Origin of the sequence: Fusibacter sp. 3D3 (genome assembly GCF_001748365.1) — a bacterium.
Lineage (GTDB): Bacteria > Bacillota > Clostridia > Peptostreptococcales > Acidaminobacteraceae > Fusibacter_A.
In genome coordinates, this window is sequence record NZ_BDHH01000003.1 from 76,586 (window position 1) to 97,938 (window position 21,353).

A 21,353-nucleotide genomic window follows, 5' to 3' on the forward strand; every position below is an offset into this window, starting at 1 on the left:
AATGTGTTGATAACCTTTGATGCTAGGCGAAGATTCGTGATTTTAGTAAGGATACCTCACATCCGATGGCATGCGCCAATCGCCTCGTGGGGATAACGATACCGTTCCCACTTTTGGACCATCGGGCAGACAAGACCTTTTGAACTGCTGCGTAAAGAATCGATTAAAGAAGTTATCCAGCGTCTTATCGATTTCTTCTGATCCGATCTGAGGAAATGCAATGCGGGCAAGTAGCCCAATCTTTTCTTTTGTAAAGCCATTGCGGACAAAGTGGTATAAGAAAAAGTCATGTAAGTCATATTTTCCAATCGTTTTTTCAGTGGACTGCATATCCGCTTCATTCTTTGATGGTAGCAATTCTGGACTGATTGGTGTACCGCATATAGACTCTAAGACTTCTGCCAGATTTGAATGCATGTCGCCATATGCCGATACCAGATATCTCACGAGAGTCTTTGGAACACCTGAATTTACTGCATACATGGACATATGATCTCCATTGTAAGTACTCCATCCAAGTGCCAATTCTGACAAGTCTCCTGTACCAATGACTAGAGCACCTTCTTGATTAGCGACATCCATTAAGATCTGAGTACGCTCTCTTGCTTGGACATTTTCATAAGTGACATCATAGCAGTCGGGCGCATGATCGATATCTTTAAAATGTTGCTCACATGCAGGTCTGATATCAATCATTTTAGCCGTGATGCCCATCAAAGCCATTAAGCGATCCGAGTTTAGCTTTGTTCTTTCACTTGTTCCAAAACCTGGCATGGTGATGCCTATAATATTTTCAAGGGGTAATCCAACCATTTCGTGTGCATCAGCAACTACCAATAAAGCAAGTGTACTGTCCAGTCCACCAGAAATACCGATGATTGATTTTTTTATACCGGTTTTCTTAAGACGCTGAGCCAAACCTCTCGCTTGTAAATGTAGAATTTCTCTACAGCGTTCTTCTTTTTCTTGCCCACTAGGGATAAACGGAAAAGGATTGACGTAGTCTGGCAGAGTGTCCACTTGAGCTGTATTTTTTGCTGTAATAAAGTTGTAATTAAAATTATTTTCTGTATTCATTTTGATGCCTTCTGCAAAACTATTAAATTTAACACGGTCATTTTCAAGCTTTTCAAAATCGAGTATTGCGCTCATAAGACCACTGTTTTCTTTTGCTTCTGTGATAATGCTGCCATTGTAGGCGATGAGGTTGTGACCACTAAAGACCAAGTCCGTTGTACTTTCTCCTAGACCTGAGGAAGCGTATAAGTAGGCGCTCATACATTTACCAGATTGCATCTTGACTAAGTCCCGTCGGTAGTCACTCTTTGTTGCTACTTCATTGGATGCAGATGGATTGACGATAATGTTTGCACCATACATGGCATGAATCCCGCTTGGGGGATTACTCACCCATAGATCCTCACAAATTTCACAGCCAAGTCTCAGACCATCTGGAGTCTCAACGATGAGGTTAGGGGTGAACGGGACTTCCTGATCGCAAAAAAGAATCTTGTCTGCCGTGCGTGAAGTTGCGGGGCTAAACCATCTTTTTTCATAGTATTCAGAGTAATTGGGTAAAAATGTTTTAGGTACAATACCGAGTATATGACTGCCCTGTAGGATCACCGCAGTGTTAAACAGTAGCCCTCTTTGTTTCGCTGGACTGCCTATGACGACGATCATTTTAGGATTTTTTTCTCCAAGAAACTGAAGTATTTTTTTCATTTCAGCCTCAGCCATCTTTGAGAGATAGGGTTGCAGAAATAAATCGCCGCAGGTATACCCTGTCAAGGCTAATTCTGGGAACAATAAAACCTCAACATGTGCCTCGGTGGCTTGTTGCATTACTTGAATCATTTCTTTTGCATTTGCCTCTGGATTGCCAACGACAACTTCAAAAGAACCTGTCGCTACTTTGACAAATCCATATTTTGTACGCATTTTCAGCACCTACTTTTCAATTGGGATCATAAAAATTGTTTTGCTCTCTTATTTTATCATATTGCGTGCATTTCTTGTAGAGTAGCAAGTTATTTTAATAGGCTAATATTTCATAGCCATCCTCTGTGACCAAAACCATGACTTCCCACTGAGCAGAGGGCATGCCATCTGCGGTATAAACAGTCCAATCATCTTCTTCGTCTATGAAAACGTCATCTGTGCCCATATTCAGCATGGGTTCAATGGTAAAGACCATCCCAGGGACTAAAAGCATCTCAGTCCCTTTTTTTGAAACAAAGCTCACCCAAGGTTCTTCGTGAAATTTTAAGCCAATACCATGTCCACCGATATCCTGTACCACGGTGTAGCCGTTAGCGAGGGCATGTTCATGTATCGCTTGCCCCATATCACCCAAAAATCCCCATGGGGTTACCTGCGAGAGTCCTACTTCTATACATTCTTTGGTTACATCCACGAGTCGTTTTTTTTCAGGGCTTGTATTGCCAATGCAAAACATCCTAGATGAATCGGAAAAATAGCCATTGTGTATGGTCGAAACATCAATGTTGATAATATCGCCATCTTCTAGAATCACATCGTCTGACGGGATGCCATGGCATACTTGATCGTTGATTGAGGTACAAACGCTTTTGGTATAGCCTTCATAATTTAGTGGTGCTGGAATGCCACCCAATGCCAACGTCTTTTCGTGAATCAAGACATCAATTTCATTTGTTGTCATACCGATGTACAACTTATCGGAGATAAAATCTAAAAGGGCTGTGTTAATCTTGCCACTTTCTCTGAGCCCTATAATTTGTTCTTTATTTTTTATGATTTTTCTTGGTGGCACAATGCTTCCGCGTGATTTATACTCGGATAACTTTATGTCAAATGCCTCGTGACAGTTCTTATATTTTAGGCCGCTTTTGCACCAACAAAGATCATTTCTTCCCATTTTTTTATGCATTAAACTTTTTTTATTCATAGAAACCACTCCTTATATCTATTCTAGATTATGAGTTTTTTAAGAACTCTATTTGAGCTTTGTCTTCAATCTAAATATAGCATTATATTATATCGAATTCAAACACGTGGATTTTATGGAAAGAAAACGATTTGTTTGCGATGAATATATACGTACAAGAAACCGATCGCGTGTTATACTAAACTCAGGTAAAAATAATGAAATTCCTTTAAGATAGAGTGTGTACACTCTACTATAACTTGGGAAGTTAAGTGTCTAGAAAAGATATTTTTAAGAAAAAAGGGGGAACAAATGAATCGTAAATTAATACAACTCATTTTTGTACTTATACTGTTGGTAGGTGTAGGGTCAGCAAGTTATGCAATGGAAATATACAACTTGAATTCAGAGCAAATTAATTACATCTACACTGTTGAAGACTTTGATAAAATTATGAATGACAGTGCGGGTTTTTTTGTTTTAATGAATGATCTGGACTTATCGACATCAAAGTCTATAGGGCAGATTGCATTTGCTGGTATATTGCACGGAAATGGTCATGTCTTGAGTAATTGGAGCGCACCAAATGGTCTTTTTTCAGTGATCAATAATGCAGAAATTTATGATCTAGGGCTGGAATCGGGAAGCGCTACAAATTACGTTTTGGGGAGCCAAATCACAAATTCTAAACTTGAGAATGTTTACGTAGATCATATAGTGACGACATCAAGTTCTCTTACGGGTATTTTATTAAATTCAACATTAACCAATATGTACGTGACATTGCCAGGTGGGTTTGCAACATTAAAAAGTGGCAACACCGAAACATCAGTCTATTATGATGCCGATAAATTTACAGGGACTACCACTGTGGGGGCTGGTTTAACCACTGCTGCAATGATGAATCAAGTCAATTATACAGGTTGGGATTTTAATCATATTTGGACAGTTGAAGAAAGTGTGACTAACCCGAATTTTGGACAATATAATAGTTTGAGATTAATGGGGTCAAGTGTGCATTATAATAAAGCAGAAGGCAAAGTTGCAATAAAATTAGTTTTTAATCAAACGCCATCTATTGGCACTGGAAGTATACACCTATTGAGAAAAGTGGATGATTCAGAAGTAGTGACATTTGCATCAAGTTCAAGTGTTTTGGAGGGCAAAGTCGCAACGCTTTCCTCAGAGATTTTACTAGAGGAGAATGTAGAATACTATATTACGGTGGATGCCAGTGCTTTTGACAATGGAAGTGGTGGCACAATGATCATTTTAGGCCGGGTGTCAAAGGCCTTTGAGATTTTGCATTTTGAGTTAGGAGATGGCACAAGCGAGCATCCTTATGAAATTAGAAATTTTGAAGCATTGAACAAGATTAGAGAGGGCCTTGAATATCATTATAAATTGATGGACAATATGGATTTAGAAGGAAAAAGCATGGCGCCTATTGGAAATGCAGCCACACCTTTCATAGGTGGGTTTGATGGCAGTGACCACGTAATTTCTAATTATACCTATGAAGCGCTTGATGGTTCATATGCGGGGTTGTTCGGCTATAGTAAAGGGAGCATCAAAAATTTAGGGGTGAACAATTTAGAGATTAAAATTCAGGGGAGTGCCTCGTCTTCTGTGTCTTTGTCAGGTTCATACGTAGGAGGGCTTGTAGGCTACAACACCGGTCGTATTGAAAATTGTTATACAACAGGGGTAGTGTTAGGAAAATCTAACGTGGGCGGTCTTGTTGGTAATAATCAAGGGGTAATCACGCTATGTTATAGTGAAGCCAATGTTACGAGTTCAGATTACCTAAGTTCAGGCTACAATAATGAGGGCTTCTATACGGGAGGACTAAGTGGTAGAAATGCCTTGGGTGGTACGATATCCTTGTCCTACGCCACTGGAGATGTGGCAGGTTGTGAGCAAGTAGGTGGTTTAGTTGGAAATGCATTTAAAGGTGGACTGATCAGCGACTCTTATGCCTCTGGAGATGTAATTGGCTATTATGATGTTGGTGGTTTCATGGGACGAAATTATTCTGGGTCAACAGCTGAAAACGTTTACAGTACAGGAGCAGTATCCTTATATACAGGGGGAACCCATGTCGGTGGATTAATTGGAACACAGGCTTCAGCAGGGACTTTAACAAATGGCTATTACAATCAAGAAACATCGGGACAAAATGATGATTTGGGAAATGGTTCTCCTAGGATGACTTCAGAGATGTTTTTGGAATCCACGTATGTTGGATTTGACTTTAATACCATTTGGACAATTATAGAAAACCGTTCTATGCCTTATTTGAACTTAAATGAAGCTGCTGCATTGCCAGGCTTGATTAATCAAGCGCCAACTTTGACAACAACGGCTATTTATACGTTAGAGGATACGGTTGTATCAGGCAATCTATTAGGGGTAGATCCAGACGGTGATGCCATTAATTACACCTTGGTTCAAGTGACTTCAAGTGGCAGTATTAATGTAACCACGTCTGGTGCGTATACCTACATGCCAAATCCAAACTTTAACGGTGAGGATCAATTCTTAGTTATTCTAACAGATGGGTTTGTGACTACCACATCCGCTGCAATCACAGTTCATGTTGAATCTGTAAATGATGCGCCTTCTGTTTCAAATGGCACGATTTCACTGGATGAAGATAGCTCTTTTGTGGGACAATTAGTGTCAACAGATGCGGATGAAAATGATGTGTTGGAGTATACGCTTATAACCGAACCCGTTCACGGAACTGTGACGCTAAATCATCTGACCGGTTATTTTGTTTACTCATCTGTGGCAAATTATTATGGATCTGATCAGTTTACATGGCAGGCATCAGATGGTGTGACCAGTCAACAAGCCACGATTTCAGTTGCAATTGCTTCTGTTAATGATAGTCCTGTGACAACCCATAAAACATTTGATATGCGTTATAATGAGGTATTGTCAACAGATCTGGCTCTACTTTCGACAGATGTAGAGGGAGATGCACTGACTTTTAGTCTCAATTCCAGCCCTATATTTGGAACGGCGCATATTTTGATGGGTTCATCTCTACTCAGTTATACACCAGTCCACATTGGGATAGAAACTTTAGTTTACTCGGTGAGTGATTTGAATACAACAACAGTAGGGTCTATAACGATTCATATTGTGAACGCTGAACAATCTGCGCCAACGGGATTAACAGCAGAGCGAGCAAGTCAAAATAAGAGTGATGGTGCCATCATCGGTACGGATTCAACTATGGCTTATAAAAAAGTGGATGCTACAGAATGGACAGAAGTGACAAGTGATAAAATTACTGGACTTACAGCAGGGACTTATGCGGTTAGATTTAAAGCAAAACTAGGTTACAATGCAGGTGAAAATGCTTATGTAACAGTTGAAATAGATGAGGATTCAACAGGAGCAGGAGGCACAGAAGACGCAGGCGGATCAGGTGATCGGGATGAGGGGTCAAGCTACAATTCGCCTGAAACATCAGGTGAAATATTATCAGGATCAATACAGCCTGTATCAGCATCCATTGTAATTAAGACAACAGATACAACAGAAGTGATTGATGGGAAAACAGTAACTCAAGTGGGCGTTGAGACAAATGAAATTAGGGCGTATTTGAAATCTGAGACTCCAAATGGTGAAAATCAAAATTTAGTATCTTTTAAAACCGCACAAACAAGCGATTCAGTCCAGTTCAATTTAACTGGGGAAGCAGTCGATTTGTTTAGTAAAAATCAGATTGATTATGCTTTTGAAACACCGCTGGTTGCTTATCAATTTACCTCTAATGCGATTGACATTAAGCGTATAGCAATGGCATTAGGCCTAAGTGAAAGTCAATATGCCAATATTAAGATTGGCGTCAATATGAAGAGGACCTCACAAGAAATACGCCCAGATGGAGTGGACGGAAAAGTACTGATGTCACCTATCCAATTTGAAATTACAGCTTCATATACCAGTGAAAGCGGTGAAATAAAAACAATAAGTGTACATGCTTTCAATCATTATGTGGAGAGAACGTTTACACTTTCGGATGAGATTGATCAAGCTCTAGTGACAACAGGTGTGGTAATCAATTCAGATGGACGTTATGCTCATATTCCAACCATTGTTATTAAGGAAAATGGGAAATGGAAAGTAAAGATGAATTCCATGACAAATTCTGAATATACCCTTATTTATAATGATGTTAAAGTATCCAGTGTGAGCGGACATTGGTCAGAAACGGTGGTTAATCGCATGGCGTCTGATCTGGTACTTGTTGACTACGAAACGTTTAAACCCAATGAAGCTGTTACGCGAGGTGAATTTATAGATTATGTGGTCAGAGGTCTTGGCTTGTATCGCGATACAGTTGATTTTGAAACAAAGCTAAATGATATTGAGAATTCTAGGTATGCACAATCTATTCAAATTGCGAATGCTTGGGGACTTGTATCTGGATATGAAAATAATACCTTTAGACCGAATCATCAAATTTCAAGAGAAGAAGCCATGATGATTTTTGCAAATGCATTGACGCTGATACAATTTGAGCATACTGGCACAGTTAATCATGATATAAGTCAGTATATCGATAAAACTGAAATAAGCAACTGGGCAGTTGATGCTGTCAACCGATCGCTCAAAGTGGGTGTGTTTAGTGGTCGAAGCAATCAACAACTTGCACCAAAAGAAAACTTAACATGTGCAGAAGCTGTAGTGGCGGTCCATAATTTGTTGATCAAGACAGAGCTCATAGCAGGAAAAACAAACTAACCCATAAACTAAAGTCGTTAAAGACACAAAGGAAGCCTTAGTTGACATCAATCTGTCAATTAGGGCTTTTGCTATATTGGTTTTGAGGTTTAGAAGAAACAATTTCAGGGTATAATTAGTAAAAGCGTGAAGGGGGGAAACAAATGGGCGAAAAATATGTTTCTGAAACACTGACAGTAAGTCGAAAAAACTTAACTGAAATTATCAACTTGGTTGAAGAACTTGTGATCAATAAAGTGAGCATCGAAAAAATCAAAAATGGCGACACTGAAATCTCATATAATAAAGTGCTAGATCAAGAATTGAGAATCGTTTCGGAAATTCAGAGCAATGTAAAAAATATTGGACTTGCAAGACTTGAAACCATTAAGGATTCATTGGGCAATCTTGTAAAAAAAGAAGCCGAGGCACGACAAATGAAAGTTGATTTTGTCTTTGAGGGGTTAAAGACAGAAATTGAAGCTTCGCAGCTGGATCATATTCACAATATCGTAGCGGGTTTTATCAAAGACCTCTTTGATAATGAACCCAGTCATGACTTAGATCAAATTAAGGTGATTGCTTATTCAGATGATAAAGTGTTTTCGATAGGCGTTGAGCGCAGTGGGAGAGATAAAACCAGTACAGCGGTCAGCACTATTGCAAAAGCAGACACACTTGAACTGACGGTTCTCGATGAGGAAAAGGCGGTAGAAACCCTCACAGAAAACAATTGCAATCACGTACTCAATGACTTGATTGAGTTAAGAGAAGACCTTGAATATTCAGGTGGTAGCATCAAAATAGTAGCAGAAGCAGAGCAGCTTATGCGTCTTGATATTGAGATACCCGTTGCATCCTCTATTATGACTGGAATGCTCATTCAGTGCGGTGATCAGGCATATGCTATACCGACTGATTTTATTGAAACCATTATGAATTCCAAAAATGTGAAACAGCAACAAGCCTTTCATCAAAACATGATTCTATATTTGGACCGAGCCATTCCGGTTGAAAATATTGCAGAGCGCTTAAATATTGAATCTTCAGGCGCATTATCTGCAATCGTAATCGTTCGCGTTAAAGATGAGATGCTGGCATTACTGGTGGACTCTGTTATTGATCAAGTGGATATGGTGGTAAAAGCAAAACCACCAACGATAAAAGAGGTCAAAGCGTTTCGTGGCACCACGGTGTTAGGGGATGGCAAGGTGACACTTGTACTGGATGTACCAGCCCTAATTAAAAATGCTTAGGAAGGGGGACTTATGCAAATATTAATATTCATCATAAAAGAAAAGGAATATGCGATTGAAATCAATCGGGTTGACACCATCGAAAAGCTAGAGACGATGACCTATATTCCAAAAGCCAGAAAAGAAATCATGGGTCTCATAAGCAGTCGTGGTCACATCATTACCGTTATGGATACAAGCAAGATCGTCAAGCAAATGATCAGCCATGAGGTGCTCAAGAAGCTCATTATTATTACAGTACGTGGAGAAAAAATAGCACTTGCAGTGACAGATATAGAGGATGTTGTTGATATTGACGAGCAAAATCTTGAATTTGTGGATGATGATAAAGAGGTATCTGTGGTCAAGATAAACGGTAGGGTAGTCATGTTATTAAATGAAAATCAACTTAACAAACTATATTAATTCAGGGGGGCATAAAAATGATCAAGATGTTGAGAAATGGTAATTTGGATATAGACGTGTTAGAGATTAAGGATGTCATCGATATAAAGGTACTTCAGATGTTCCAAGATAATTTTGCAATTGGGATGAATATTGCAAGTGTAACGGTTGATAAAAATGGAGCTCCTGTCACTGCAGAAAGTTCATACACAAAATTCTGTATGGATTTCACACATTCCACTAAAGTAGGGGATGACAGATGTGCAGAGTCACATCGTAAAGCCGGAGAAGTTGCTGCACAAACAGGGAAACCTTATGTATTCACATGTCACGCAGGCCTTATTGACTTTGCGGCACCCATTATGGTTGAAGGACATTTGCTAGGGACAATCCTTGGGGGACAAATTTTAACATCAGATCCAGGCGAGGAGAAGTTTAGAAAAACAGCAATTGAGATAGGGGTTGATCCTCAGGGCTATGTCAATGCTTCCAAAGATGTATACAAGACAGAAGAAAAAAATGTCACTGCAGCAGCAGAAGTCCTCTATATTGTTACAAATGCACTTTCAAAAACGGGCTATGAGCAATTGAGGCTTAGTCATATGTCGCAGGAACTCTCTGAAAATGTAACTCAAATCGCAGCAACTATGGAAGAACTCACCGCTTCTTCTGTGGAGGTGACTTCCAATCAACATTCGCTCAGTGATGAAATCCTCAATGTCAAAAAAGTATCCAATGAGATCAATTCGATATTGGACTCCATCAAGAGTATCGCTGATGAGACGAAAATGCTAGGGTTAAATGCGGCGATTGAAGCTGCCAGAGTAGGAGAAGCGGGCAGAGGTTTTGGCGTGGTCGCAACTGAAATTAGAACGCTATCCATGAATTCAAAAGATACAGCGATAAAAATTGAAGAACTGACAAAGAGTATTGAAGGGTCTGTAGACAGTACCATTAAAACTTCAAATGCGACACTTCTAACGACTGAGCAACAGACGGCAGCTATAGAAGAAGCGACTGCTAGCATCATGGAAATGACGATTCTTGCAGACAATTTGAATTCAATGACGAATACCAAATAGGTAGAAGTTTTTAAGCATCCTTATCCTGTCCGTGCAATGATAAGGGTGCTTTTTATGTGCAATTTGCATGGGCGTAATCCAATGGGTGAAAGTCTATAGCATTCATTTATAAGTGTTTCCTATAAGTGTTTCCTGAACTTCAGCGGTGAGACCTTCATGTATCTTTTAAAGACTTTTCCAAAGTAAGAGCTGTCGTTATATCCGATTTTTTCAGAGATTTCGGTGATGTTTAAGGGGGTGTGCTGTAAGAGCTCAACCGCTTTTTTTATACGAATCGTATTTTGATATTCAGTGAGGGTAAAGCCAGAGCTTTCCTTAAAAATTTTGCAGAGATAGTACTTGTTAAGTCCAAATTGCGCAGATAAACGCTCTAGCGTGAGCGTCTCTGCATAATGGTGATTGACATATTTAAAGATTTTGTTAGTGTGGAGGTTACAGTGATTCTCAGTGAGCCTAGGCATTTGCTTGAAAGTGATATTTAGATAGTGTAGTAATTCTATAAGTCGTGCGACTTTAAGTGTGTTTACGGGATAGAGGGGAGTGTCCATAGATTCACATGCATCTAGAGCGCTCAATAAACGATAGACCTCATGTTGAATTTTAAGTGGCAGTCTAAACACACTGCTTTTTTGATCGAAAATATGAAACAACGGCCTTAAATTGAGATTCGCATAGTTTTTTAATAATGCTTGACGATGGATTTCAACAAGAATTCTGTCCATAGGGCCCTTGGAACCTACAAAAGTTTTATGCAGTGTATTTTCGGCTATAAAAATCAAATCGCCAGGAATAATGTGATAGGTGCGATCTTTAATAAAGTACTCTTTTTCTCCCGTAACTTGATAATAGAGCTCTATGGAATCGTGAAAATGCGTAGCGTTCATTTGATAAATTTCTGTGGTGCGCTCGGTTCTTATGTAGTTCAAATGTATAGCCCCCTTTTGTTAACAAGTATTTTAGTCCAACACTACCACAATATTATACCAAAATAATATCAAAAACTAAATAAGTGCGATATTTCATAGTAAATTTGTTCTAAAATGAGATTAGGATATAAAATAATCAAGAAGTGAGTAGAGGTTATGCATGCAGGTTGAAAAAATTACAGGAAAGGAATAAGAGATGCGATATTTGAAGGAGAACAAAGTGGCGGATATAAAAATCGCTTATATTGGCGGGGGCTCTCGCGGTTGGGCATGGCGTTTAATGAGTGATCTTGCAATGGAGGGGGCAATTTCTGGAGAAATAAAACTATATGATATTGATCAAGAGGCTTCTAAGAGCAATGAAATCATAGGCAATAAACTGAGTCAGAGACCAGATGTTGTAGGCAAGTGGCATTACAGAGCTGTGGAAACCTTGCAAGAGGCGCTTGAAGGTTCGGATTTTATCATCATTTCTATTTTGCCAGGAACTTTCGAAGAAATGGCATCCGATGTACATACACCAGAAGCTTACAAGATTTATCAGTCCGTGGGAGATACTTGTGGACCGGGTGGGGTCATTAGAGCGCTTAGAACAATACCGATGTATGTTGATATAGCAGAAAATATAAAAGCGTATGCATCGGATGCATGGGTGATTAACTATACCAATCCCATGACACTTTGTATGAAAACGCTTTACAGCGTCTTTCCAAAGATCAAGGCATTTGGATGTTGCCACGAAGTGTTTGGGACTCAGAGATTGCTCGCGAGTATGTTAGAGGAAATGGAAGGCATAAAAGAGATTTCAAGAGAAGAGATTAAAATTAATGTTAAAGGTATTAATCATTTTACTTGGATTGATAGCGCATACTATAAGGGAACAGATTTGATGCCCTTATATGAGCAATTTGTTGATCGGTATTATAACGAAGGGTACCAAGTAGCAGGCGATGATCATTGGCTCAATAGTTTTTTTGAAAGTGCAAATCGTGTGAAATTCGATTTGTTTAAGCGATATGGCATAATTGCAGCTGCTGGAGATCGGCATCTTGCAGAATTTATGCCCCCTTGGTATCTAAAAACACCTGAAATAGCACAATCGTGGAAGTTCACCCTTACACCTGTTTCGTGGCGAAAAGAGAATCGACAACAACTCATAGAAGAGAGTCAATGTCTCTATTCTGGTGAGAAAGAAGTGGTTGTAACTGAGACGGGTGAAGACGGTGTTAAACAGATCAAAGCGTTATTGGGCATTGAACCCTTAGTTACAAATGTGAACATCCCCAATACAGGTCAGATTTCAAATTTGCCACTCGGTGCAATCGTGGAAACAAATGCTCTGTTTACAACCAATTCAGTGCAGGCCATATGTGCAGGTGCTCTTCCTTATGCAGTGCATTCACTCGTGAACAGACATGTATTGAATCAAGAAAACTTAGTGAAAGCAATTCTTGAAAAAGATAAAGAGCAAGTTTTTCATGTTTTTATGAATGAGCCTTTGATGACACTGGATGCAAATGAAGGCAGAGAATTGTTTGAAAAAATGATCAGAAACACAAGTTCTTATCTTGAAGACTGGTGTTTAAAATGACAAACAATCGACAGTGTGTAATTGCACACTAATTTGCATAAAATACACATAAAGCATAAAATTACACACTATTGCGCATTGAAATACACACAAAAAGGCAAAAGTTACACGGTAACTGTTGTCTTTTTGTGTGTTATTTTTATGTCTTTAAAAAAATGGGTTCAAAAATCAATGGTTGAGAAGATTTGTTAAACAAAAAAATAACATAGATTTAACTTTGGCACGATATATGCGTTAATATAGTGTGCAAAGGAGGTGTTAGTGTGAAAGAATTTTCAGTAACGGTGAACAGTGCAACAGGATTGCATGCAAGACCAGCAAGTCAATTAGTCAGTGAAGCTTCTAAATTTAAAAGTGATATCAAATTGAATAAAGGCGATGTTTCTGTTAATGGCAAGAGCATCATGGGTGTTCTTGGACTTGGCGTTTTAACAGGAGATACCATCCGTATTACGGCAGAAGGCACGGATGAGCATGAAGCGGTTAACGCATTAGAAGCTTTATTTGAAGCAGGGTTGTAGCAAGGTTATTCATCAGAATATCATGAATTTTATCTTATAAGACATAAAAAGAAGGGTTCGATCACATATGGAAAATTTAGAATTGCAATGTTTTGAAATCATAACCAATGCAGGTATTGCGAAATCAAGCTATATTGAGGCAATACAAGCTGTGAAAAAGGGTAAGAATGCAGACGTCGAAGCGTTGATGAAAGAAGGTGAAGACGGTCTTTTAAAGGGGCATAAAGCACATTTCAACCTACTTCAAACGACGGAGCCTTTGGATTCAACAACTAAAATGGTATTGGTCATGCACGCCGAAGATCAGCTCATGAACGCAGAAACCTTTAAAATTATGGCTAAAGAGTACTTAGAGCTTTATCAAAAGGTATTTGAACTTGAAAAAATTGTTAAGACACTTATCAAGTGATTCTAAAAAGGGAGGCACGCAATGAAGAAAATATATCTATTTTGTAGTGCGGGCATGTCAACCAGCATCCTTGCAAGTAAAATGCAGGAAGTTGCAGATGCGCATAATTTAGAGGTTGAGGTGAAAGCATTCTCTTTGACTGAAATGGATGAAATTTATAATCGCGAGCATCCAGAATGTATTTTAATAGGGCCGCAAGTAAGATTTATCTATGAAGAAACAAAGAATAAGTACAATCTATTAAAGACCCCGGTTGGACTGATAGATGCTAAAGATTATGGCATGATCAATGGGGCAAATGTATTGAAGCAAGCGGTACAACTGATTAAACAGGGTGTCGAGTAAAATCAGAGCATAACAGATAAAAGGGGGGAAAGTTAAAATGAAAGAATCTAAATTTATGAACAAATTTGAGTCAAAGCTAATTCCAATTGCTAGAATGATCAGTGAGAATAAATATTTAATGTCCATCCGTGATGGCTTCTTGATCGGCATGCCTTTACTGATCATAGGATCGTTTTTTATGTTAATCTCCAATTTCCCAATTCCAGCATGGATGAGTTTATTGAGAAATACATCGGTGAATGGGGTGACGATCGCATCGTATTTTTCAGTTGTTACAAATGCAACTTATTCTATAATGGCGATATTCATTGTCATGGGTATTGGTTTTAATTTCGCAAAACGCGAAAAAACAAATCCTATATTTGGTGCAGCGGTAGCGCTTATGAGCTGGTTTATGCTCATGCCGTTTACAACGACGGTAACGGTAGAGAGCACGGGTGAAATTCTCAGCGTTGCAAGTGTACCGCTAGATTGGGTCGGCTCAAAAGGCATATTTCTAGGCATTATCAGTTCTTTTGTAGCCGTTAATATCTACAAGAAAATTGAGGCAAAAGGCTGGGTTATCAAGATGCCACACGGTGTGCCACCCACAGTAGCACAAGCGTTTTCATCATTAGTACCTGTGGGCGTTGTAGCCGTTGTATTTTTCTTCATTCAAATTGGGTTTTCATTCACCTCATTTGGAAATGCATTCAATTTCATTTTTACGGTCCTCCAAATGCCGCTTCAAAACATTGGAGACTCTTTAGGCACCATGTTAGGCGTTTACCTGTTTGCACATATTTTGTGGATGTTCGGGATTCATGGGACCAATATTACAGATTCTGTTTTTAGACCTATTTTGTACACGCTTTCAGCTGAAAATTTAGCAGCTCTATCGGCGGGGTCACCATTACCACATATTATCAACGTTCAATTCCAAGACTTATTTGCCACATATGGTGGTGGAGGCTCTACATTGTCTTTATTGATCGCAATGTTTTTCTTCTGTAAGTCTAAGCGTATAAAAGAATTAGGAAAGCTTGCCATCATTCCGAGTATATTTGGCATTAATGAACCGGTTATATTTGGACTCCCAGTAGTGCTGAATCCAATTATAGCCATCCCATTTATCGGGGTGCCTTTAATCAATATTGTGATTAGCTATATGACCATGAAAGTGGGGTTGGTTCCAATTTGTAATGGCGTTGTAATGCCATGGACGACACCGCCTATTATTTCGGGATTCTTATCATCGGGATGGCAAGGGTCTGTGCTGCAAATCGTATTAATCACTTTGGGGATATTTATCTATTTACCTTTCATTAAAACAATGGATAAAAGTTATATCTTAGAAGAAGAAAAATTTGAACTTGCAGGCGAAGATGAAATTTCACTTGATGATTTATCTTTTGAAGACTAAAAACGAAACACGAGCATAATTGTAAAGACTGAGAGGAAAAGATGCTTAAAGTAATTGCGATTTACGATCAGATTCAATCTGGCATGGGCACAAAAGATGATAAAATGCTGCCTTTAGGGGGTAAAAATACTTCAATTGGTCCCAGTGTTATGATGGAAAAATTTTTAAAAGCGAATGATTTAAAAGTTGTAGCTTGCCTATATTGTGGAACTGGCACCTATCTTGAAAACAAAACAAAGGTCAGCCAAAAAATCTGCGAGAAATTGGAGCAATTAAAGCCGGACATCGTGATCTGTGGGCCTGCATTTGATTATTCCGATTACGCGATGATGTGTGCGGAACTTGCAGTGGCCATCAATCAAACCACCAGTGTACCTGCAATCGCTTCTATGGCAAAAGAAAATGAAGCCATAATCAGGGCTCATAAGGCTGAAATACACATTGTGAAATGTCCGAGGAAGGGTGAAGCAGAGCTCAATAAGGCACTTGAAAATTTGTGTACTGTGGCAGGGCAAATGGCTAGAAAAGAAGTGAACCCAGATGAAATCAAGACGTATTGTTTTTAGAGCCCAAAAGGAGTTTAGAAATGCATAGATTTGGAATTTCAATATATCCAGAGCACTCAACAAAAGAAAAAGACTATGAATATATGCGGTTAGCAGCAAGTTTTGGTTTTTCAAGAATTTTCACGTGTTTATTGTCAGTGCAAAAGCCCAAAGAGGAGATTATAAGTGAATTCGGAGAATTTGTAAGATATGCCCACGAACTAGGCTATATAGTGGGCGTGGATACAAATCCAGAAGTCTTTACACATCTTGGGGCAACGCCACTTGATTTAAAGCCATTTTCGGATATGGGTGTGGATATCGTAAGGCTTGATGGTCATTTTAGCGACCGTGAAGACATCGCCATAACGCATAATGCCTACGGGATTCTCATTGAATTTAACGGGAGTTCAAATGCGGCACTTGATTTAATGATGGAGAGAGGCGCTGATTCGCACAATATGGTGGTATGTCATAATTTTTATCCTCAAAAGTACACGGGGCTAAGTTATGAGCGGTTTATGACTTTTACGAATAAGTACAAAGCGATGGGACTTTCTGTTTCAGCATTTGTTTCCAGCAATAATGAAAAGACTTTTGGCCCATGGGAAGTCTATGAGGGCTTGCCAACTTGTGAACTTTTGAGAGGCCTTCCCATAGATTTTCAGACGAGATTTTTACTGGCAACAGGTGGTATTGATGATATCCTTATCGGAAATGCATATGCAACACCTCAAGAGCTTAAGGCAATGTCGGCCGTAGACCTGTCCAAAATCACGATAAAAATGGAACCGATCGCAGAGCTCACAGAAATTGAAAACAAGATCATAAATCATTTTGTCCATTTTGATCGAGTGGATACCTCAGAATATATGATTCGAAGCAGTATCACAAGAGAAACTTACAAACAAGTTTCAATTCCCTGTAGACCCTGTGATCAAAAAGAATTTCAAAAGGGGGATGTACTCGTCGTCAACGATAATTTGAAACATTACAGAGGAGAATTACAAATCGTTAGAACGTGTATGCCCAACACTGGTGAGCGAAATTATGTGGGCAGAATTGAAAGCGAAGAATTGATGCTACTTCAATTTCTCAAACCAGAATATCTTTTTGCTTTGATCCCAAAATTTAAATCTTAGGGCTTTAGAGCAAGAAGCCAACCTTTTTAAGGGTAGAGTCAATTATTTGATGAATACCCTTCAAAAAGGTTTATTTTCGTTTCTGAAAGAGTTACTATTAAATGAGTAGAATATTATTTTAAAAATCTAAAATCGACTTATGAATCTATATAAGAGAGGTGAATGTTATGAGAGCCATTATTAATGGCAAAATTCTTTTAGAGGATCAATGGATTGAAGACGGTTATCTTATGTTTACAGATAAGATCGTGGCATTTGGACCCATGACAAATTATGAAGTTGAAATGGATAAACTGGGTTTGACTGAGCGGGATGTCGAGGTCATAGAAGCCAGAGGCCGCCTTGTGGGGCCAGGATTTGTGGACATCCATGTGCACGGTGCGGGTGGCAGTGATACAATGGATGGGACTCAAGAAGCGATTGAAACACTCTCAAGTACCATTTTTCAAAGTGGTGTAACGCGCTTTTTAGCCACCACCATGACCATGCCAAGTGATTCTATAAAAAGAGCACTGGCTATTGTTAAAGCGCGCATGGAGAATCCTTCGACTCAAAAGACCGCTAGGCTTTTAGGGGTTCACCTTGAAGGTCCGTTTATCAATGTGGCGAAAAAAGGGGCACAAAATGGAAACTACGTCGTGCCGCCCAATTTTGAACTCATTAAACCCTATTTGGATATTATCAAAATCATCACGATTGCACCCGAAAACGATGCAAACTTTGATTTTATTGAGAAAATGAAGGCCTATCCAAATGTTAAATTGAGTATTGGACATACAAACAGTGATTTTGAAACGGCGATGTCTGCATTTGAAAATGGTGTCACCCATATAACACATTGTTTTAATGCCATGCCACCGCTTCATCACAGAGAACCAGGCGTCATTGGTGCCCTGTTAAGCGAACCTTTTACAGCAGAGCTTATTGCAGATGAAATTCATGTCCACAAGGGTTTGTTTAAAGGGTTGAGTCGATGTGTGGATCGGGATAAACTTGTTTTGATTACAGATAGTATGAGAGCAGGTGGTCTTGCAGATGGGCACTACGATCTTGGCGGGCAAGATGTCATCGTCAAAGACGGTTCTTGTCGCCTTAAAGACGGCACTTTGGCGGGCAGTGTGCTCACCATGAACAAGGCCGTTCAAAACTTCGCTAAAAATACAGATTTGCCGTTATATGAAATTTTTAATTTAGCTTCTTTAAATCCCGCAAAAGTGATTGGCGTGGATGGGCAGTATGGCAGTTTAAACATTGGTAAAGTAGCTGACATCAATATTTTAGACGAGCAGTTCAATGTAATTCAAACCTTTGCGGATGGCATTTGAAATCAAGGTCTATAGGAGGCATATATGGAGATTATAAAAGTAAAGAGTTACAGAGAGTTGAGTTTTAAGGCAGCTCAATTCGTGGCAAGTCAAGTGATTTTAAAGCCAGAGAGTATTTTGGGACTGGCGACGGGATCAACACCAGAGGGTATGTATTCAGAAATTGTTAAAATGTATCACAATGGCATTGTTGATTTTGAAAAAGTGACCAGTTTTAATTTGGATGAATATATTGGATTAGGAGGTGAAAGTGATCAAAGTTATATCTATTACATGCAACACCATCTCTTTAATCACGTGAATATTGCACCGAGTAATATCAACATGCCCAATGGTCTTGCCGAGGATATTGACAAAGAGTGCTTGGAATATGAGACACGCATTGCAAAATCGGGTGGCCTTGATCTTCAAATTTTGGGCATTGGCCGTAATGGACATATTGGATTTAATGAGCCTGATTTGAAGTTTGAAGCAAGAACGCATGTGGTTTTTTTAGATGAGCAGACCATCGAAGACAATTCTAGATTTTTCGATGCCATTGAAGAAGTGCCTAAAAAGGCCATCAGCATGGGTGTCAAAACCATTATGCATGCAAAGAAGATCGTTTTACTCGCCTCTGGAGCTGAAAAAGCAGAATCGGTGTATAAAATGATTTATGGCAAAATAATCCCAGAATTGCCGGCATCTGTTTTACAACTCCATCCAAATGTGACGGTCATTTGTGATGAGGCGGCGGCAAGTCTATTATAGAAAAGAGTAAATGATGAAGTTTACAATTAATGATGCCTATGGTATTCACGCCAGAGTTGCAACACAAATTGTCAATCTTGTGGATCTTTATTCAGGGGCGTTAATCCTTGTTGTGAATGGCAAAAGGGCGTCGGGGAGTAGTATTATTGGGTTGATGCAATTGGAGACGAGAAAGGGCGATATTGTCAGTCTCGAATACCTTAAACCCATGAAAAATCAATTTGAATTTGAAAAGTTATTATCAAAAATAATAGAAGGATAGGTGTTTATTATGAGAGGAATCGGCGCGTCAGATGGGTATGGGATTGGTAAGGTTGTGATCAAAAAAGAATTGAGTACGCCTAAAAAAGCGTATATTGAAGATGTGAATGCAGAAATTCTTAAACTGGAAAATGCATTTGCAGCGGCAGAAAAAGACCTCGAAAACGAGTATGAACAAAAGGTTGAAGCGCTTGGGAAAGAGCATGGGGAAATTTTTAAAGCTCATATTGCAATGCTTCAAGATCCAGAACTTAAAAAAACCATTTGCGACCTTATAGAAAAGGAAAAAGTAACATCGACATATTCAACGCAAGTTGCAATTGACCAATTTGTGGCTATATTCCAAAGCATGGACAATGAATATTTCAGAGAACGTGCACTGGATATCAAAGACATTGGTGTGCGCATTCTTAAAAAACTTTTAAATATTTCGGATTCTGGATTTGAAGGTACGGGTCTTGTGATCGTTGCAAAAGATTTAACGCCTTCTGATACCGCTAAGATCGATAAGAAACAAGTCGAAGGGTTTATAACGGCAATCGGCGGCAGCACATCTCACAGCGCGATTATAGCAAGAACACTGGGTATTCCAGCAATTATGGGCGTTAATGGAATTGAAGCTGCTGTAAAAGATGGCGATATTATTATCGTAGATGGCTTCACTGGAGAAGTGTTTATCAATCCGAATAAAGAGACTTTACACGAGTATGAACTCAAAAAAGTAGAGTATGAAGCGAAAAAGAAAGAACTTCTGATTTATAAAGACGAGCCATCTGTTACTAAAGATGGTCATCACATAGAAATCGGTGCCAACATTGCATCGCCTGACGATGTGGAACCTGCTCTAGAAAATGGCGCAGAAGGTGTGGGCTTATTCAGAAGTGAATTTATTTTTATGAATCGAACAGAAGCACCTAATGAAGCGGAACAATTTATTGCCTATAAAGCAGTTTTAGAGGGGATGGGCTCAAGACCTGTGGTCATTAGAACCTTGGATGCGGGCGGTGATAAGCATATCCCATATCTCAACATCCCAGAAGAAATGAATCCCTTCCTAGGCTACAGAGCAATTCGTTACTGCCTTGTAGAGACAGATCTGTTTAAGGTCCAATTGAGAGCTCTTATGCGCGCAAGTGTATTTGGTAATCTAAAAATAATGTTTCCAATGATTTCTTCTGCTGAAGAAATCAGAGCTTCTAAAAAACTTTTGGATGAAGTAAAAGCCGAACTTGATGCTGAGCGCATTGCATATGATCCCAATGTTGAAGTGGGCATTATGATCGAAATTCCAGCGGCGGCAGTTATTTCTGATATCCTTGCGAAGGAAGTTGATTTCTTTAGTATTGGGACCAATGATTTAATTCAGTACACCACAGCTGTGGACCGTATGAATGAAAATATAAAAGCACTCTACACGCCTTACCATCCAGCGGTACTTCGTCTCGTTCACACCACGATTAAGAATGGTAATGAAGGCGGCATATGGGTAGGTATGTGCGGATCTGTAGCTGGAAATCCACTTATTTTTCCGATTCTCATAGCAATGGGCTTACATGAATTCAGTATGAGTCCTGGACAAATTCTTAAATCCAGAAAAATAGCGAGCCTTTATACGTTAGACTATTTAAATGAAGTCTTAGCGCATGTATTGAGTCTTGGCACTTCTGAAGAAGTGGAATCCTATTTAAAAGCAACCTTTACACATTAAAGCATCTAATGATGGTATTCACCATGGGGGTATGTTATACTGATGTCGAAAATACGAC

Annotated in this window: 18 protein-coding genes; 15 read left to right on the plus strand and 3 right to left on the minus strand. The window is 39.2% G+C overall.

The window, feature by feature from the left end; genetic code table 11:
* Window positions 1-42 precede the first annotated feature (42 nt).
* The gene (locus F3D3_RS04330; protein ID WP_069871547.1) at window positions 43-1,941 is read right to left on the minus strand and encodes an NAD(+) synthase; all 1,899 of its coding nucleotides are present in this window, start codon (window positions 1,939-1,941) and stop codon (window positions 43-45) included.
* Window positions 1,942-2,035: 94 nt separating this feature from the next.
* Window positions 2,036-2,911 (minus strand): methionyl aminopeptidase, encoded by an 876-nt coding sequence (locus F3D3_RS04335; protein WP_069872033.1) that lies wholly within the window; start codon window positions 2,909-2,911, stop codon window positions 2,036-2,038.
* A 309-nt stretch (window positions 2,912-3,220) separates the two neighbouring features.
* Between F3D3_RS04335 and F3D3_RS04340 the strand changes: the two genes are divergently transcribed.
* The 4 genes from F3D3_RS04340 to F3D3_RS04355 all read left to right on the plus strand — a co-directional run bounded on the left by F3D3_RS04340 (window position 3,221) and on the right by F3D3_RS04355 (window position 10,370).
* Window positions 3,221-7,669 carry an S-layer homology domain-containing protein gene (locus F3D3_RS04340; protein WP_069871549.1) on the plus strand — a complete coding sequence of 1,483 codons (4,449 nt, stop codon included), beginning with the start codon at window positions 3,221-3,223 and terminating at the stop codon, window positions 7,667-7,669.
* Between the two features lie 143 nt (window positions 7,670-7,812).
* Window positions 7,813-8,904: a chemotaxis protein CheW gene (locus F3D3_RS04345; protein ID WP_069871550.1), complete on the plus strand. Its 1,092-nt coding sequence runs from the start codon at window positions 7,813-7,815 to the stop codon at window positions 8,902-8,904.
* A 12-nt stretch (window positions 8,905-8,916) separates the two neighbouring features.
* Entirely contained in the window at window positions 8,917-9,309 is a 393-nt protein-coding gene (locus F3D3_RS04350; protein ID WP_069871552.1) for a chemotaxis protein CheW, read from the plus strand.
* 17 nt (window positions 9,310-9,326) lie between these two features.
* Window positions 9,327-10,370, plus strand: coding sequence for a PocR ligand-binding domain-containing protein (locus tag F3D3_RS04355; RefSeq protein ID WP_069871554.1), 1,044 nt, complete (start codon window positions 9,327-9,329; stop codon window positions 10,368-10,370).
* 119 nt (window positions 10,371-10,489) lie between these two features.
* Here the strand turns inward: F3D3_RS04355 and F3D3_RS04360 are convergent, their stop codons facing one another.
* Window positions 10,490-11,296 carry an AraC family transcriptional regulator gene (locus F3D3_RS04360; RefSeq protein ID WP_069871555.1) on the minus strand — a complete coding sequence of 269 codons (807 nt, stop codon included), beginning with the start codon at window positions 11,294-11,296 and terminating at the stop codon, window positions 10,490-10,492.
* A 220-nt stretch (window positions 11,297-11,516) separates the two neighbouring features.
* Here F3D3_RS04360 and F3D3_RS04365 point away from each other — a divergent pair, with 220 nt between their 5' ends.
* The 11 genes from F3D3_RS04365 to ptsP all read left to right on the plus strand — a co-directional run bounded on the left by F3D3_RS04365 (window position 11,517) and on the right by ptsP (window position 21,295).
* Window positions 11,517-12,887, plus strand: a complete 1,371-nt coding sequence (locus F3D3_RS04365) for an alpha-glucosidase/alpha-galactosidase (protein WP_374700060.1) — start codon at window positions 11,517-11,519, stop codon at window positions 12,885-12,887.
* Between the two features lie 263 nt (window positions 12,888-13,150).
* On the plus strand, window positions 13,151-13,408 hold the full coding sequence (locus F3D3_RS04370) for an HPr family phosphocarrier protein (protein WP_069871559.1): 258 nt from the start codon (window positions 13,151-13,153) through the stop codon (window positions 13,406-13,408).
* A gap of 67 nt (window positions 13,409-13,475) precedes the next feature.
* Window positions 13,476-13,817 carry a PTS lactose/cellobiose transporter subunit IIA gene (locus F3D3_RS04375; RefSeq protein ID WP_069871561.1) on the plus strand — a complete coding sequence of 114 codons (342 nt, stop codon included), beginning with the start codon at window positions 13,476-13,478 and terminating at the stop codon, window positions 13,815-13,817.
* Window positions 13,818-13,838: 21 nt separating this feature from the next.
* Window positions 13,839-14,162, plus strand: coding sequence for a PTS sugar transporter subunit IIB (locus F3D3_RS04380; protein WP_069871563.1), 324 nt, complete (start codon window positions 13,839-13,841; stop codon window positions 14,160-14,162).
* A gap of 37 nt (window positions 14,163-14,199) precedes the next feature.
* On the plus strand, window positions 14,200-15,564 hold the full coding sequence (locus F3D3_RS04385) for a PTS sugar transporter subunit IIC (protein ID WP_084388817.1): 1,365 nt from the start codon (window positions 14,200-14,202) through the stop codon (window positions 15,562-15,564).
* Between the two features lie 41 nt (window positions 15,565-15,605).
* Entirely contained in the window at window positions 15,606-16,130 is a 525-nt protein-coding gene (locus F3D3_RS04390; protein ID WP_069871565.1) for a GrdB-related putative oxidoreductase, read from the plus strand.
* 20 nt (window positions 16,131-16,150) lie between these two features.
* Window positions 16,151-17,251, plus strand: a complete 1,101-nt coding sequence (locus F3D3_RS04395; RefSeq protein ID WP_069871566.1) for a DUF871 domain-containing protein — start codon at window positions 16,151-16,153, stop codon at window positions 17,249-17,251.
* A 167-nt stretch (window positions 17,252-17,418) separates the two neighbouring features.
* Window positions 17,419-18,576, plus strand: coding sequence for an N-acetylglucosamine-6-phosphate deacetylase (nagA, locus tag F3D3_RS04400; RefSeq protein ID WP_069871568.1), 1,158 nt, complete (start codon window positions 17,419-17,421; stop codon window positions 18,574-18,576).
* A gap of 24 nt (window positions 18,577-18,600) precedes the next feature.
* Entirely contained in the window at window positions 18,601-19,326 is a 726-nt protein-coding gene (gene nagB / locus F3D3_RS04405; RefSeq protein WP_069871570.1) for a glucosamine-6-phosphate deaminase, read from the plus strand.
* A 10-nt stretch (window positions 19,327-19,336) separates the two neighbouring features.
* Window positions 19,337-19,588 carry an HPr family phosphocarrier protein gene (locus F3D3_RS04410; RefSeq protein ID WP_084388818.1) on the plus strand — a complete coding sequence of 84 codons (252 nt, stop codon included), beginning with the start codon at window positions 19,337-19,339 and terminating at the stop codon, window positions 19,586-19,588.
* A gap of 6 nt (window positions 19,589-19,594) precedes the next feature.
* Window positions 19,595-21,295, plus strand: coding sequence for a phosphoenolpyruvate--protein phosphotransferase (ptsP, locus tag F3D3_RS04415; RefSeq protein WP_374700063.1), 1,701 nt, complete (start codon window positions 19,595-19,597; stop codon window positions 21,293-21,295).
* The last annotated feature ends 58 nt before the right edge of the window (window positions 21,296-21,353 follow it).